This window comes from Streptomyces sp. NPDC048424 (genome assembly GCF_040651555.1).
Taxonomy (GTDB): Bacteria; Actinomycetota; Actinomycetes; order Streptomycetales; family Streptomycetaceae; genus Streptomyces.
The window spans coordinates 49,778-64,028 of the sequence record NZ_JBEZKE010000007.1; the positions used below are offsets into that span (position 1 = coordinate 49,778).

At 73.0% G+C, this 14,251-nt stretch carries 15 protein-coding genes and 1 riboswitch; of the genes, 6 read left to right on the forward strand and 9 right to left on the reverse strand.

What is annotated here, in order from left to right; all coding sequences use genetic code 11:
- Positions 1–4 precede the first annotated feature (4 nt).
- From AB0D29_RS12330 to AB0D29_RS12360, 7 genes are all read right to left on the reverse strand, one after another.
- The gene (locus AB0D29_RS12330) at positions 5–559 is read right to left on the reverse strand and encodes a DUF6286 domain-containing protein (RefSeq protein ID WP_362853675.1); all 555 of its coding nucleotides are present in this window, start codon (positions 557–559) and stop codon (positions 5–7) included.
- Positions 556–924, reverse strand: coding sequence for a hypothetical protein (locus tag AB0D29_RS12335; RefSeq protein ID WP_362853677.1), 369 nt, complete (start codon positions 922–924; stop codon positions 556–558). Before AB0D29_RS12335 ends, AB0D29_RS12330 begins: the two co-directional genes overlap by 4 nt.
- Before the next feature lie 7 nt (positions 925–931).
- Complete coding sequence (locus AB0D29_RS12340; protein ID WP_030716925.1) at positions 932–1,117, reverse strand: hypothetical protein; 186 nt, start codon at positions 1,115–1,117, stop codon at positions 932–934.
- A gap of 15 nt (positions 1,118–1,132) precedes the next feature.
- Positions 1,133–1,570: an Asp23/Gls24 family envelope stress response protein gene (locus AB0D29_RS12345; RefSeq protein WP_362853678.1), complete on the reverse strand. Its 438-nt coding sequence runs from the start codon at positions 1,568–1,570 to the stop codon at positions 1,133–1,135.
- Between the two features lie 170 nt (positions 1,571–1,740).
- A complete protein-coding gene (locus AB0D29_RS12350; RefSeq protein ID WP_362853680.1) occupies positions 1,741–2,520 on the reverse strand; it encodes an enoyl-CoA hydratase/isomerase family protein in 780 nt (259 codons plus the stop codon).
- A gap of 168 nt (positions 2,521–2,688) precedes the next feature.
- The gene (locus AB0D29_RS12355) at positions 2,689–2,910 is read right to left on the reverse strand and encodes a helix-turn-helix domain-containing protein (RefSeq protein WP_362853681.1); all 222 of its coding nucleotides are present in this window, start codon (positions 2,908–2,910) and stop codon (positions 2,689–2,691) included.
- Between the two features lie 384 nt (positions 2,911–3,294).
- Complete coding sequence (locus tag AB0D29_RS12360; protein ID WP_362805653.1) at positions 3,295–4,893, reverse strand: ABC-F family ATP-binding cassette domain-containing protein; 1,599 nt, start codon at positions 4,891–4,893, stop codon at positions 3,295–3,297.
- Positions 4,894–5,182: 289 nt separating this feature from the next.
- On the opposite strand from AB0D29_RS12360, the gene AB0D29_RS12365 reads away from it, so the two are divergent.
- Both AB0D29_RS12365 and AB0D29_RS12370 read left to right on the forward strand, forming a co-directional pair.
- Positions 5,183–6,073, forward strand: a complete 891-nt coding sequence (locus AB0D29_RS12365; RefSeq protein ID WP_362853682.1) for a neutral zinc metallopeptidase — start codon at positions 5,183–5,185, stop codon at positions 6,071–6,073.
- Positions 6,074–6,136: 63 nt separating this feature from the next.
- Entirely contained in the window at positions 6,137–6,532 is a 396-nt protein-coding gene (locus AB0D29_RS12370; RefSeq protein WP_362853683.1) for a VOC family protein, read from the forward strand.
- Between the two features lie 192 nt (positions 6,533–6,724).
- Here AB0D29_RS12370 and AB0D29_RS12375 read toward each other — a convergent pair whose 3' ends face one another.
- Together AB0D29_RS12375 and AB0D29_RS12380 are read right to left on the reverse strand one after the other, a co-directional pair.
- Positions 6,725–8,056: a hypothetical protein gene (locus AB0D29_RS12375; protein ID WP_362854020.1), complete on the reverse strand. Its 1,332-nt coding sequence runs from the start codon at positions 8,054–8,056 to the stop codon at positions 6,725–6,727.
- A 233-nt stretch (positions 8,057–8,289) separates the two neighbouring features.
- Positions 8,290–9,420 carry an alpha/beta fold hydrolase gene (locus tag AB0D29_RS12380; protein ID WP_362853684.1) on the reverse strand — a complete coding sequence of 377 codons (1,131 nt, stop codon included), beginning with the start codon at positions 9,418–9,420 and terminating at the stop codon, positions 8,290–8,292.
- Positions 9,421–9,764: 344 nt separating this feature from the next.
- Between AB0D29_RS12380 and AB0D29_RS12385 the strand changes: the two genes are divergently transcribed.
- From AB0D29_RS12385 to AB0D29_RS12400, 4 genes are all read left to right on the forward strand, one after another.
- Positions 9,765–11,033 (forward strand): inorganic phosphate transporter, encoded by a 1,269-nt coding sequence (locus tag AB0D29_RS12385; protein ID WP_362853686.1) that lies wholly within the window; start codon positions 9,765–9,767, stop codon positions 11,031–11,033.
- Between the two features lie 40 nt (positions 11,034–11,073).
- Positions 11,074–11,295, forward strand: a complete 222-nt coding sequence (locus tag AB0D29_RS12390) for a hypothetical protein (RefSeq protein ID WP_266598020.1) — start codon at positions 11,074–11,076, stop codon at positions 11,293–11,295.
- Positions 11,296–11,452: 157 nt separating this feature from the next.
- A riboswitch (cobalamin riboswitch) is annotated at positions 11,453–11,539 on the forward strand.
- A gap of 58 nt (positions 11,540–11,597) precedes the next feature.
- On the forward strand, positions 11,598–12,593 hold the full coding sequence (locus AB0D29_RS12395; RefSeq protein ID WP_362853688.1) for a cobalamin biosynthesis protein: 996 nt from the start codon (positions 11,598–11,600) through the stop codon (positions 12,591–12,593).
- A complete protein-coding gene (locus tag AB0D29_RS12400; protein WP_362853689.1) occupies positions 12,590–14,110 on the forward strand; it encodes a cobyric acid synthase in 1,521 nt (506 codons plus the stop codon). Before AB0D29_RS12395 ends, AB0D29_RS12400 begins: the two co-directional genes overlap by 4 nt.
- Positions 14,111–14,251 lie beyond the last annotated feature (141 nt).

Genomic DNA, 14,251 nt, shown 5'->3' on the forward strand with positions numbered 1-14,251 from the left:
CCGCTCACCTCCTGACCCGTACGCGCGCCCGCGGCGGGTGCGCGAGGCCCAGCTCCTCGATGCCGACGGCGAGCACGGCGTCCAGGTCGGCCCGTACGTCGTCCAGCTCGCGGAAGTGCGAGGTGGCCCGCACCCCGACGTGGGACCGGCCCACCTTGACCCGGACCGAGCGCACCCCGGACACCTCCATCGCCCGGTCCCGCAGGACCTGCGCGGCGTCCTTGCGGCCGAGCCCGGCGTGTACCGCCGCGCCCTGGCCGGGCGTCCGCATGGTCAGGATCCGGCGCAGCCCGGGGGTGAGCGCCAGCAGCAGGAGGACCGCCCCGGCCAGGGCCAGGGCGGCGCCGGTCAGCTGCACCGACAGGTCGGCGGGGGTCGCCGTCTCCAGCCAGTGGGCGAGGTCGCTGCGCCAGCTCATGGCCGGCCGGCCGGACCGTACGGCGGCCAGGTCGTACAGGAACAGGCCCGCCACCCCCAGCACGGCCAGGGCGGTGAGCGCGGCGGGCACCCGCCGGGCGGAGCGGAACCGGTGGGCGCGGCCGGGGCCGGGGGCCGTCACCGCAGCCGCCGGTCCCGCCCCGCGGCGGTCCGGGTGTGGGCGGAGTGCAGGTGCTCGATCTCGATGTCCACCTCGGGCACGGACATCTGCGCGCACTCCTCGACGCGCTGGGCCACCCGGGCGCGTACGGCGGCGCACTGGGCGGCGACGTCGGAGGGGTAGTCGAGCTCCAGGCTCACCCGTACCCGCGCGATGTCGTGGTGGACGGTGACGGTGGCGTGCGGGGGCGCGCCCGAGGGGGCTGCGAGGGCTTCCCTGGCGGCCTGGGCGGCGATTTTGGCGACGACCCGGTCGGCGATGAGGGTGGACCCGCGGTCGGCGGCGGCCACCCGCGGCGGGGTGGCCCGGGGCTGCGTGGTGCTCATCGGCCCCTCACCCGCGCCGGTCGTCACGGCGGCGGAACAGGTCCCCGGCGTCCAGGTCCCCGTCGAGGAAGCGTCCGACGACGAACCCGAGGGCGCCGAGGGCCGCCACCAGGAGGAAGGCGCCGAAACCGCCGAAGTACCCGGCGAACGCCAGGGCCATTCCGGCGAACAGGCCGGCGATCGCCATGCTCATTACGGCTCCTCTCGGCTAGTGGAGACGGGTCTCCGGCTCCTCGTCGGGCTCGTCCGGCAGCTTGACGTCGCTGACGGCGATGTTGACCTCGACGACCTCCAGGCCGGTCATCCGCTCGACCGCCGAGATGACGTTCTCACGGACCGCCCGTGCCACGTCGCGGATCGACACGCCGTAGTCGACGATGATCTCCAGGTCGAGGGCGGTCTGGACCTCGCCGACCTCCGCCTTGACCCCGCGGCTGACGGAAGCCTTCTGGCCGCCGGGCACACGGTCGCGGACGGCGCCGAAGGTACGGGAGAGGGCGGTGCCGCTGCCCATGGCGTGTACGCCGACCACCTCGCGGGCGGCCAGCCCGGCGATCTTCTCGACCACGCCGTCGGAGATGCTCGTGCGTCCCCGGTCGCCGGGTTCCTTGGCGTAGCCACCGCCACCGGATGAGGATTCGGTCATGGCGTGCCCTTTCGCGCGTGCGGAATCGGACTCACTCCGCACCACGTTAAGCGCGCGGCCGCGCTCGCGCCTCGGGACTACGCCGCTCGGCCGGATCCGGTTCACCGGCTCCGGCCGTGCCCGGGGGCTCCGCCCGCCCGCGGGCGCGGGCGGGCGGAGCCCCCGACACGTCAGTCGGACAGCCCCGCAAGGTCGCGCAGGCGGCGGGCCTGGGCGGCGCGCTCGGCGGTGCGCTGGTCGTCGTACGGACGGGAGTGCGCGGCGCGCAGGAGTACCTTGGTCTCGATCACGGCGTCCCGCGGCGGGGCCAGCAGCGCGGTGGTGAGGTCCTGGACGGCGGCGTCGAGCTCGTCGGCGGGGACGACCAGGTTGGCGAGGCCGACCCGCTCGGCTTCCTCGGCATGCACGAAGCGGCCCGTCGCGCAGATCTCCAGCGCGCGGGCGTAGCCGACCAGGGAGGTGAGGGGCTGGGTTCCGGCCAGGTCGGGGACCAGGCCCAGGCTGGTCTCGCGCATGGCGAACTGCACGTCGTCCGCGACCACGCGCAGATCGCACGCGAGCGCGAGCTGGAAGCCGGCGCCGATCGCGTGCCCCTGCACGGCGGCGACGGAGATGATGTCGTTACGCCTCCACCAGGTGAACGCCTCCTGGTACTCGGCGATCGTGGAGTCGAGCAGTTCGTCCGATCCACGTGCCAGATCGAGGAAGGACGGCTCGCCCTCGAAGCCTTCGGGGGTGAACGCCTGCCGGTCGAGCCCTGCGGAGAAGGACTTGCCCTCACCGCGCAGCACGACGACCCGGACGGTGCCCGGCAACGACCTCCCGGCCTCGGCCAAAGCCCGCCAGAGCGCGGGGGATTGGGCATTTCGCTTGGCCGGATTGGTCAGTGTCACCGTGGCGACCGTGTCGTCGACGGTGAGTCGTACGCCGTCCTTGTCGAGCAGAGCCATCTGTGTATGCCTCCGGTGTGCAGTCGGCCGCAAGCCCGGCCTAAGTGACTGCACAGTAACCACCCAGTCGACCACGGGGCCGACCGGGGGTCACCGAAGGAAACGTCGGAACAAGTGAGCTGTGGAGCCGTTGGAGCCTTTGGAGCGTTGGAACCGATGGGTCCGGGGTCAGGCCGAAGCCGCCTTCTTACCGCGCGTCGCGCCTCCGCGACCGCGCAGCAAAACCCCGGACTCACTGAGCATCCGGTGGACGAATCCGTAGGACCGACCGGTCTCTTCGGCCAGCGCCCGGATACTCGCACCGGAGTCGTACTTCTTCTTCAGGTCTGCCGCGAGCTTGTCGCGCGCGGCGCCGGTTACCCGGCTGCCCTTCTTCAGAGTCTCGGCCACCCGTGCCTCCTCATGGGAAGTGCGCTCTGGACTTCTCATGATCACCCCTCCCACGCTTCCTGGCCACCCATTCAGCAAGGTCGGTACGGCGGCATTTCCCGAGCCGTGGACACACGAGCAGAACGGAATCTTCTCTTCCGCTGCATGACTTCCGTCACACTTCGCCACCTCCACCGGGAATCGCCAGGTCAGAGGCGGGGCGGCGGAAAACGAGCGGCCCCGGTCGCGCACCTTCACGGGTGCGGCCGGGGCCGTCGTACGACGCGCAACGGTACGAGACCGTCTCACTCAGATGATGGATCACCCCTGAGCCGAATGATCCATAAGGAACTGGATCAGGGTCACCGCAGGCCCGGACCGTGATCGGACGGGGCCCCTCCGGGGTCAGGCGAGCGCCACCAGGTCCCGGTAGTCCGGGCCCCACAGGTCCTCGACGCCGTCCGGGAGCAGGATGATCCGTTCGGGCTCCAGCGCCTCGACGGCGCCCTCGTCGTGCGTGACGAGGATGACTGCGCCCTTGTACGTGCGCAGGGCGCCCAGGATCTCCTCGCGGCTGGCCGGGTCGAGGTTGTTCGTGGGCTCGTCGAGCAGCAGCACGTTCGCCGAGGAGACGACCAGCGTGGCCAGGGCCAGACGGGTCTTCTCACCGCCGGAGAGCACCCCGGCGGGCTTGTCCACGTCGTCCCCGGAGAAGAGGAAGGAGCCGAGCGTCTTGCGCACGGCGACCAGGTCCAGGTCGGGCGCGGAGGAGCGCATGTTCTCCAGGACCGTGCGCTCCGGGTCCAGGGTCTCGTGCTCCTGGGCGTAGTAGCCGAGCTTGAGGCCGTGACCGGGGACGACGGTGCCGGTGTCGGGCTTCTCCGTGCCCGACAGCAGGCGCAGCAGCGTGGTCTTGCCGGCGCCGTTGAGGCCGAGGATGACGACGCGGGAGCCCTTGTCGATGGCCAGGTCGACGTCGGTGAAGATCTCCAGCGAGCCGTAGGACTTGGAGAGGCCCTCGGCGGTCAGCGGGGTCTTGCCGCAGGGTGCCGGGTCCGGGAAGCGCAGCTTGGCGACCTTGTCGGAGACGCGGACGGCGTCCAGGCCGGCGAGCAGCCGGTCGGCGCGCTTGGCCATGTTCTGCGCGGCGACGGTCTTGGTGGCCTTGGCGCGCATCTTGTCGGCCTGCGAGTTCAGGGCCGCGGCCTTCTTCTCGGCGTTCTGGCGCTCGCGCTTGCGGCGCTTCTCGTCGGCCTCGCGCTGCTGCTGGTAGAGCTTCCAGCCCATGTTGTAGACGTCGATCTGGGCGCGGTTGGCGTCGAGGTAGAAGACCTTGTTGACGACGGTCTCGACCAGGTCGACATCGTGGGAGATCACGATGAAGCCGCCGCGGTAGTTCTTCAGGTAGTCGCGCAGCCAGACGATGGAGTCGGCGTCGAGGTGGTTGGTGGGCTCGTCGAGGAGCAGGGTGTCGGCGTCCGAGAAGAGGATCCGGGCGAGCTCGACGCGGCGGCGCTGACCACCGGAGAGGGTGTGCAGCGGCTGGCCGAGCACGCGGTCGGGGAGGCTGAGCGCCGCGGAGATGGTGGCGGCCTCGGACTCGGCGGCGTACCCGCCCTTGGTGAGGAACTCGGTCTCCTGGCGCTCGTACTGCCTGAGCGCCTTCTCGCGGGTGGCGCCGGCGCCGGTGGCGATGCGCTCCTCGTTGGCGCGCATCTTCTTGATCAGTACGTCGAGACCGCGCGCGGACAGGATCCGGTCGCGGGCCAGGACGTCGAGGTCGCCGGTGCGCGGGTCCTGCGGGAGGTAGCCGACCTCGCCCGAGCGGGCGATGGAGCCGGCGGCGGGCTGTCCCTCGCCCGCGAGGCACTTGGTGAGGGTGGTCTTGCCCGCTCCGTTGCGGCCGACCAGGCCGATGCGGTCGCCCTTGGCGACACGGAAGGAGGCGGACTCGATGAGGATGCGGGCGCCGGCGCGCAGCTCGATGCCGGTGGCGGTGATCACGGAAATACTCCAGGGCGGGTCGGGACGGCGGAAGGGGGGCAGGACGCGATGCTTCGACGCCGCTAATCCGCGAGGAGATTTGCCATGGGAGACATTCTACCGGGGGTGTGCAACTGGTTTCCGGGCGCGGGCCGGACCGCCCGGCGGCCGGGAGCCGCTCCGCAGCGTCCCCCGTTCGGCCCAGGGATCCCGGGGAGTGCCGGGGCGCGTACCGGGAGGAATGGGCCGATACTCGCCGCAGGGACGGTCACGTGGCCCACCGGTCCCACGAAGAGAGGGCGGTGCGGGGATGCAGTTCGACGACAACGCCAACCTGGACACCTCCGAGGTCAAGGATGTGCGTGGCAGCCGCATCCCCGGCGGGAGGGCCACGGTCGGCGGCGGCCTCGTCGGCATCATCGCGCTCGTCCTGGGACTGCTCTTCGGTGTGGGTCCGGACCAGCTCGGACTGTCCTCGGGGGACCAGGAGCCGGGGCCGGCCGCGTCCTCCGTCAACGAGGTGCAGCAGGAGTGCAGGACGGGGCAGGACGCGAACGCGCGGGAGGACTGCCGGCTGGTCGCGGTGGTCAACAGCACCCAGGACTTCTGGAGGCAGGAGTTCGCCCGGCGCGGTGGTCAGTACAGCCCGGCGTCGACGGTGTTCTTCACCGGCCGGGTGAACACCGCGTGCGGGACCGCCACCTCGGCGGTGGGCCCCTTCTACTGCCCCGCCGACCGGCAGGTCTACCTGGACCTCGGCTTCTTCAACGAGCTGCGGACGAAGTTCGGCGCGAGCGGCGGTCCCTTCGCCCAGGCCTACGTCGTCGCCCACGAGTACGGGCACCACATCCAGAACCTGCTCGGCACGCTCCAGCGCTCCCAGGACGGGCGGCAGGGCGCGAACAGCAACGCGGTCAAGGTCGAGCTGCAGGCCGACTGCTACGCGGGGGTGTGGGCGCACAACGCGACGCGCACCCCGGACGAGTCCACCGGACGGCCGCTGATCACGAACCTGACGGAGCAGGACATCAGGGACGGGCTGGACGCGGCGGCCGCGGTCGGCGACGACCGGATCCAGGAGAAGTTCCAGGGCCGGGTGACCCCGGAGTCCTGGACGCACGGCTCGGCCGAGCAGCGGCAGCAGTGGTTCTACCAGGGCTACCGCACGGGCGACATGGCCCAGTGCAACACCTTCCGCTGACTGTCGGCGCCGCCTGCCATGCTGGTGTGACGCGGGTCACCGTCACGAGAGGGAGTGATCGTCATGGCAGGCGTTCCGTCCATCTGTCCCACGCTGGTCTACCGCGACGCGAAGGCGGCCATCCGGCTGCTGACCGAGGCCTTCGGGTTCAGCCAGGTCGCGGTGTACGAGGGTGAGGACGGCTCGGTGGTGCACGCGGAGCTGGCCTACGGCAACGGCATGGTGATGCTGGGCAGCAAGGGCACCGGCGGGGTCTTCGACAAGGCCATGGAGGGCGCCGGCCCCTCGGGGGTCTATGTCGTGGTCGACGACGTGGACGCCCACCACCGGCGGGCCGCCGAGCACGGGGTGGAGATCGTGATGGAGCCCAAGGACCAGGACTACGGCTCGCGCGACTACATGGCCCGGGACGCCGAGGGGAACATCTGGAGCTTCGGCACGTACGCGCCGCAGGTCTGAGACCCGCGGCGGCGCGCCCTGGCCGAGGGCAAGGCCGGACGGCTGTCTGCGCGGGTCCGTGCCCCGCCTCGCCCTGGCCGGAGCACGGCGGCACGGATGTCCGCATGGGGCAGCGGTACGCGGCCCCGTGCGGGGACGGCCCGGGCACGGCCGGGCACGGCGGCCTCTCACCGCATGGCGCCCGGCCAGGGCTCAGGCGCCGCCGGTGTGGACCTGGAAGGCGGCGCGGCGGACGGCCTTGGCCAGGGCCGGGTCCGGATGGGCGGCGGCCAGCGCGACCAGGACCTGGACGGTGCGCGGGTGGCCGACGGCGCGGACCTCGTCCAGCAGCCGGGGGACGGTGGTCCGGACGGCCGAGTCCAGGTGGCGGGCCAGCAGCTCGGCCTCGCCGTGGTCGGCGATGGCGGCCGCCGTGTCCACCCACAGCCAGGTCGACTCCTCGGCGGTGAGGACGTGCTGCGCCTCGTCGGGGTCGATCCCGTCGTGCTCGGCGAGCCAGAGCAGGGCGTAGGGGCGCAGCGCGGGCTCGCGCACGGTCGCGCGCACCTCGGGTTCGGCGGGGGCGCCGACCACGCGCAGCGCCTCGAAGGCGAGGCCGCGCAGCAGGGCGTCCTCGCCGCGGGCGGCCTGGAGGAGCTCGGCGACGGCGTGGCCGACGGGGCGGGCGGCGAGCCAGGCCTGGTACTCGGCGCGGGCCGGGCCGGGGGTGAGCCGGGCGCAGCCGTGCAGCATGGCGGCGGCGGACTGCTCGATGTTCCCGGCGGGGCTCTGCGCCGCGACGCAGATCTGCTCCAGCTTGACCCAGACGGCCCAGCTGCCGAGCGGGGTGAGCGCGGCCCGGGCGGGGCCGAGGGTGACGGCGTCCACGGCGGCGAGTCCGCCGAGCGCCCAGCGCAGCAGCCGGGCGAGGGGGACGGGGGCGGGGCGGGCCTCCTCGGAGCCGGTTCCGGCGGCCGCGGGCTCGGCGTCGTACGGGATCTCGCACCGCTCGTCGCGCAGTTCGGTGACGCGCTGCCCGAGCAGGTCGAGCAGGTCGGGGACGGTCACCGGGCCGTCGGAGAGCTGGAGCAGGGAGAGGAGCTGGGGCATCGCCTCGACGACCTCGGCGACGGCCGCGGGGGCGATGTCGGCGGGGGCGGGGTGGACGAGCGACCAGGCGTCGAAGAGGGCGACCCAGCCGCGCAGTACGGCGGTGTCGTCGCGGTCCCAGGCCCGCAGCCGCCAGCCGGGCCGGGCGTGGCCGCCGTGCACCTCGACCAGGCCGGCGAGCCGTGCGCGGTCCCAGCCGACCCGGATCTGCCCGTGCGTCAGGCCCAGTTCCCCGGCGGCGCGTTCGACGTCCGAGGGCGGCAGGGCGCCCGTGGGGGCGGGCCGTCCGCCGTCTCCGGCGCCGAGGTTGCGCTCGGCCCAGCGGGTCAGGCGTACGGCGTCGGCGAGCGAGGCACGGGCCCGGTTCGCGAGGTCGGCCGTGGCGGGGGTGCCCGCCGGGGGCCTCGGGGCGGGCCGGCTGCGTCGGTCGGTCACCGCCTTGCGTGCCGCGGCGACGGAACGCGGGGAGACGAGTCGGAGTCTGGAGTCGCGAGCCAACTGCTCATCAGGCTTTCGGGACGTCACGGAAGCAGTCTCGCCCGTCACTGGCCGAAAGCCCAAACGGAATCAGCCGTTGCCACCAGCTGCCCGCGGTGCAGACCGGGACAACACGCCCGCAGGAACATGTCCGTCACACGGCCTTCACATGACAGGCCTTCAACAGGCCTTCACATGAGCGGGGTGAGGAAGCGGCGCAGGGCTTCCTCGTAGCCGGCCGGGTCGGCGTTCCACATGGCTCCGTGTCCGGCTCCGGGCACGGTGTGCAGGCCGACGAGGTCGGGGCGGGCCGCGGCGAGCCGGCGGGAGGGGCCCCAGGGGGCGAGCGTGTCGTCCGGTCCGTGGAAGATCAGTACGGGGACGCGCAGGGCTCCGGGATCCGCGCCCGGCGGGCGGCGGTCGGCGCGCAGGCCCGTGAGGCCCTCGGCGGCCCAGACGGCCAGCGGCAGCACCACGGCGGGGGTGCGGCGCGCCGCGGCGAGCGCGCGCAGGGTCGTGTGCCAGTCGAGCACCGGCGAGTCCAGGACCAGTCCGGAGATCCGGTCGGCCAGCGCCGAGCGTTCGGCGGCGTACAGGGCCATGGTGGCGCCCGTGGACCAGCCGTGGAGGATCACGCGGCGGGCCCCGTAGCGCACGGCGTAGCGGATGGCGGCGTCCAGGTCGCGCCACTCCGATTCGCCGAGGTGGCCGATGCCGTCGGGGGAGGCGGGGGCGCCGAGGTCGCCGCGGTAGGCCAGGTCCAGGACGGGCAGCTGGTGGCGGTGCAGGAAGGGCATGACCACCATCGGGTGCTCGCGGGTGCCGCCGAGGCCGTGCACGGTGATCACCCAGGTGTCCCGGGCGGCGGGCACGAACCAGGCGGGCATCGCGCCGAGCTCCCCGGGGACGTCCACGTCGGCGTGGTCGAGCCCGAGGGCGGTGCTCGGGTTGCCGACGTACACCTGCGGCGTGAGGGTGACACGGGTGCCGGGGGCGAGGGCGCCGTGGTTGACGGTGAGGAGGCGCCGTACGACGGTGTCCGGGTAGTGGTCGGCGTCGCTGACGACGGGCCCGACCACGGCGTGCACCCCGGGTGCGACCAGGCCGTAGGTGCCGGGGCGCAGGGAGGTCAGCGAGCGGGTCAGCGAAACCCGGCCGGCTGCGGTGGAGTGGACGCTGAGCCGCTGCCCGCCGGAGAGCGGGCGCCCCGGCGCGGAGCGCAGGGCCGCGTCGGCGGCGTGCCGGCCGGCCGCGACCGCGGCCGCACCGGCGCCGAGGAGGGTCGTGGTGACGGCCGCTGCCGTTGCTGTCGCGGTACGCACGGTTTCAGTGTCCCGGCGGGGGGTGCGGAGGGCCACCGGAGCGCCGCCGACGGCTCACCGGAGGAGATCGCTCCGCAGTTCGCCGCGTGACCGCCGGGGGTGGAGTGATCTGGGTCTCTTTCCGGGGTCCGGGTGGGGGCTCCCGTACACCTCCGCCGTGCTGCGGAGGGGTGCATTCACCCGGCTTTGACGTGCATTTATCGAGTTATCTACGTCAGAATCAGGACGAATGTCCCGATCGCACCCCGGGCCAGTACACCGCTCCGCCCGAGTCAGTTCACCTTCCGTTCATCCAGGTTGCCTACGGTCGCCGAGCCACTGACGTCAAACAGAAGCCTGGGTAAATGGAGCACATAACGCTTCTCCTCGGGATCGTGATCATTACCGCTCTCGTGTTCGACTTCACGAACGGTTTCCACGACACGGCCAACGCGATGGCCACCACCATCTCGACCGGCGCCCTCAAGCCCAAGACGGCGGTGGCCATGTCCGCCGTGCTCAACCTCGTCGGCGCGTTCATGTCCGTGGAGGTCGCCAAGACGATCTCCAAGGGCCTCGTCAACGAAGAGGGCATCCAGCCAGAAGTGATCTTCGCGGCCCTGGTCGGCGCGATCCTCTGGAACCTCGTCACCTGGCTGGTCGGACTGCCCTCCAGCTCCTCGCACGCCCTGATGGGCGGCCTGATCGGTGCCGCGGTCGCCTCCGCCGGCATCGGCGCGGTCAACGGCAGCGTCGTCGTCACCAAGGTGCTCATCCCCGCGATCGCCGCCCCGCTGGTGGCCGGCATCGCCGCGTACCTGGCCGCCAAGCTCACCTACAAGCTGGGCGACAAGGTCGGCGAGAAGACCTCCGCCAAGGGTTACCGCGCCGGTCAGATCGCCTCGGCCGGTCTCGTCTCCCTCGCGCACGGCACCAACGACGCGCAGAAGACGATGGGCATCATCACCCTGGCCCTCATCGCCGGCGGCGCGATCGCGCCCGACGCGAACCCGCCGGTCTGGGTCATCGTCTCCGCCGGCATGGCCATCGCGATGGGCACCTACCTGGGCGGCTGGCGCATCATCCGCACCATGGGCAGCGGCCTGACCGACCTGCACCCGCAGCAGGGCTTCGCCGCCCAGACCTCGGCCGCGTCCGTCATCCTCGCCTCCTCGAACCTGGGCTTCTCGCTCTCCACCACCCACTCGTGCTCCGGTGCGGTCATGGGTGCGGGCCTGGGCCGCAAGGGCGGTGTGGTCCGCTGGTCCACCGCGACCCGCATGTTCGTCGCCTGGGGCCTGACCCTGCCGGCCGCCGCGCTGGTCTCGGCCGGTGCCGAGCTGGTCATGCGCGCCGGTGACATCGGCATCGCCGCGGTCACGCTCTTCCTGATCGGCTCCTGCCTGGCCATCTGGTTCATCTCGCGCCGCCAGGTCGTCGACCACAACAACGTCAACGAGGTGGAGCCGGCCCGCGCCGAGGAGCCGGGTGTCGTCACCACGGCGATCGCCGCGGTCACCGTCCCGCCGACCGTCGCCGCCGCCGGCACCACCGCCGCGGTCACGGACGAAGACCTCAAGGCCACCATCCCGGCCGCGACGCAGACCCCGGCGGCTCCGGCCGCGGCGGTCTGACCGAGACACACCGAGACCCGGACATTCAGAAAGCGGCAGTATGAAGATCGACTGGGAAGCGCTCGGCTCCGTCTTCGGGGTCAGCCTCTTCGCCACCGTCGCCCTCGTGGCCCTCTTCACCCTGGGCCTGGTGGGCCTGTCCAAGCACGAGACCGCCACCGAGCAGGGCGGCACCGCCACCCTCGCCCGCAGCGGCGCGTACGCCTGCTTCGCGGTCATCACCGCAGCCGTGGGCTACGGGATCTACCTGATCGTCGCCTGATCCGCCGCCCCGCGGCCGACCAGGCGTGAAGGCTCCCTCCGGGTTTGTCCCGGAGGGAGCTTTTCGCATCCCCACCCGTGCCGCACCGCAGGTCAACGGCGAGTTGACGGGCCTTCTCGGTGCGTGGTGGACTGCCCGAGCCAATACGGCGGCATGGAGAGGAAGTCCGGTGCGAATCCGGCGCGGTCCCGCCACTGTCACCGGGGAGCGCACGCCGCGCGTGCGCCCCGGGAGCCAGGAACTCTCGCCGCCGGACACGTCGAACCAGGGCGCGGACCCTGAGTGAGGACATACCTGTCACCATGCGTGCCGATCGCGTCTTCGCGTACGGCGCCACGGCGGGCCTGATCGGCGACCGGATCCTCGGTGATCCCCGCCGAGGGCACCCCGTGGCCGCCTTCGGACGGGCCGCCGCCGCCGTCGAACGCGCCCTGTGGCGCGACGACCGCGCCCGAGGCCTCCTGCACACGCTGGTGTGCGCCGGAGGCGCGGCCGCCGTGGGTGCGCTGGGCGCCCGCGCCGTGCGCTCCCGGCCCGCTGCCGCCCGTATCGCCCTGACCGCCGCCGCCACCTGGGCCGTCGTGGGCGGCACCTCGCTGGGCCGGGAGGCCCGCGCCATCGGCGGGGCGCTCGCCGCCGGGGACACCGAGGTGGCCCGGGAGCGGCTCCCGCACCTGTGCGGGCGCGACCCGCAGTCCCTGGACGGACAGCAGATGGCCCGCGCCGTCGTGGAGTCGGTCGCCGAGAACACCTCAGACGCGGTGGTCGGGGCCCTGGTGTGGGGCGCCATCGGCGGTGTCCCCGGCCTGCTGGCCTTCCGCGCCGTGAACACCCTGGACGCGATGGTCGGCCACAAGTCCCCCCGCTACCTGCGCTACGGCTGGGCCTCCGCCCGCCTCGACGACCTGGCCGGCTGGCCCGGTGCCCGGCTGACGGCCGCCGCCGCCGTACTGGCCGGTCCCGACCGGCGGGGAGCCGTACGCGCCTGGCGCGCGGACGCCGCCGCGCACCCGAGCCCGAACGCCGGGCCCGTCGAGGCCTCCTTCGCGGGAGCGCTCGGCGTACGGCTGGGCGGCACCCTCGCGTACGGCGGGCGCGTCGAGCACCGGGCGGTGCTGAACGGCGGGGCCGGGCGGCCGGTGGAGGTCGCGGACATCGAGCGGGCGGTACGGCTGTCGCGACAGGTGACCTGGCTGGCGCTCGGGGCCTGTGTGGCCGCCCGGACGCTGGTCTCCGGCGTATCCGGCGTATCTGGCGCATCCGGCGCATCCGGCAGGACGAGGAAGGGACGTCGATGAGCGGCGCGAAGCTCGGCGGTGGACTCCTGGTCGCCGGTACCACGTCGGACGCCGGAAAGAGCGTGGTCACGGCGGGCATCTGCCGCTGGCTGGCCCGCCGGGGCGTGAAGGTGGCGCCGTTCAAGGCGCAGAACATGTCGCTGAACTCCTTCGTCACGCGGGAGGGCGCCGAGATCGGGCGCGCCCAGGCGATGCAGGCCCAGGCGGCGCGCGTGGAGCCGACCGCGCTGATGAACCCGGTGCTGCTCAAGCCCGGCAGCGACCGGAGCAGCCAGGTGGTGCTGCTGGGCAAGCCGGTGGGCGAGATGAGCGCCCGCGGCTACCACGGCGGCAGGCAGGAGCAGCTGCTCGGCATCGTCACGGACTGCCTGGAGCAGCTGCGGGGCACGTATGACGCCGTGATCTGCGAGGGGGCGGGAAGTCCGGCCGAGATCAACCTGCGCCGGACCGACATCGTGAACATGGGGATCGCGCGGGCCGCGCGGTTCCCGGTGGTCGTGGTCGGGGACATCGACCGGGGCGGGGTCTTCGCGTCCTTCTTCGGGACGACGGCGCTGCTGTCGCCGGAGGACCAGTCGCTGATCGCCGGGTACCTGGTGAACAAGTTCCGCGGCGACGTCTCGCTGCTGGAGCCCGGCATGGAGATGCTCCGCGGGCTGACGGGGCGGTCGACCTACGGTGTCCTGCCGTTCCAGCACGGGCTGGGCATCGACGAGGAGGACGGCCTGCGGGTGTCCCTGCGGGGTGCCGTACGGGAGTCCGTGGTGGCGCCGCCCGTGGGCGAGGACGTGCTGCGGGTCGCGGTGTGCGCGGTGCCGCTGATGTCGAACTTCACGGACGTCGACGCGCTCGCGGCGGAGCCCGGGGTCGTGGTGCGGTTCGTGGACCGGGCCGAGGAACTGGCCGACGCGGACCTGGTCGTCGTACCGGGGACGCGCGGCACGGTGAAGGCCCTGGCGTGGCTGCGCGAGCGCGGCCTCGCCGACGCCCTGGTCCGGCGGGCCGCGGAAGGGCGGCCGGTACTGGGCGTCTGCGGCGGGTTCCAGGTGCTGGGCGAGCGGATCTCGGACGAGGTCGAATCGCGGGCGGGCGAGGTCGACGGCCTCGGGCTGCTGCCCGTACGCGTGCGCTTCGAGCGGGAGAAGACCCTGGCTCGGCCGGTGGGCTCGGCGCTCGGCGAGCCTGTCGAGGGGTACGAGATCCACCACGGGGTGGCCGAGGTCCTCGGCGGGGAGCCCTTCCTGGACGGCTGCCGCGTCGGGTCGGTGTGGGGAACCCACTGGCACGGCTCGCTGGAGTCGGACGGCTTCCGCCGGGCGTTCCTGCGCGAGGTGGCCGCCGCGGCCGGGCGCCGCTTCGTCCCCGCCCCGGACACCTCGTTCGCCTCCCTCCGGGAGGAGCAGCTGGACCTGCTGGGCGACCTGATCGAGGAGCACGCCGATACGGACGCCCTGCTGCGGCTGATCGAAGGCGGAGCCCCGGCGGGCCTCCCCTTCCTCCCGCCGGGCGCGCCGTGACCGGCCGGCCTCTGCGGGCGATCCGGCCGCACCAGGCGCACGGCACCAGCCGAATCAAGCCCCGCCGGCGATCGAGGCGCGGGGTTCGGGGCGGAGCCCCGGCAGCGGAGCCGCACACGGCAACGGTCCGCACCACCTTCC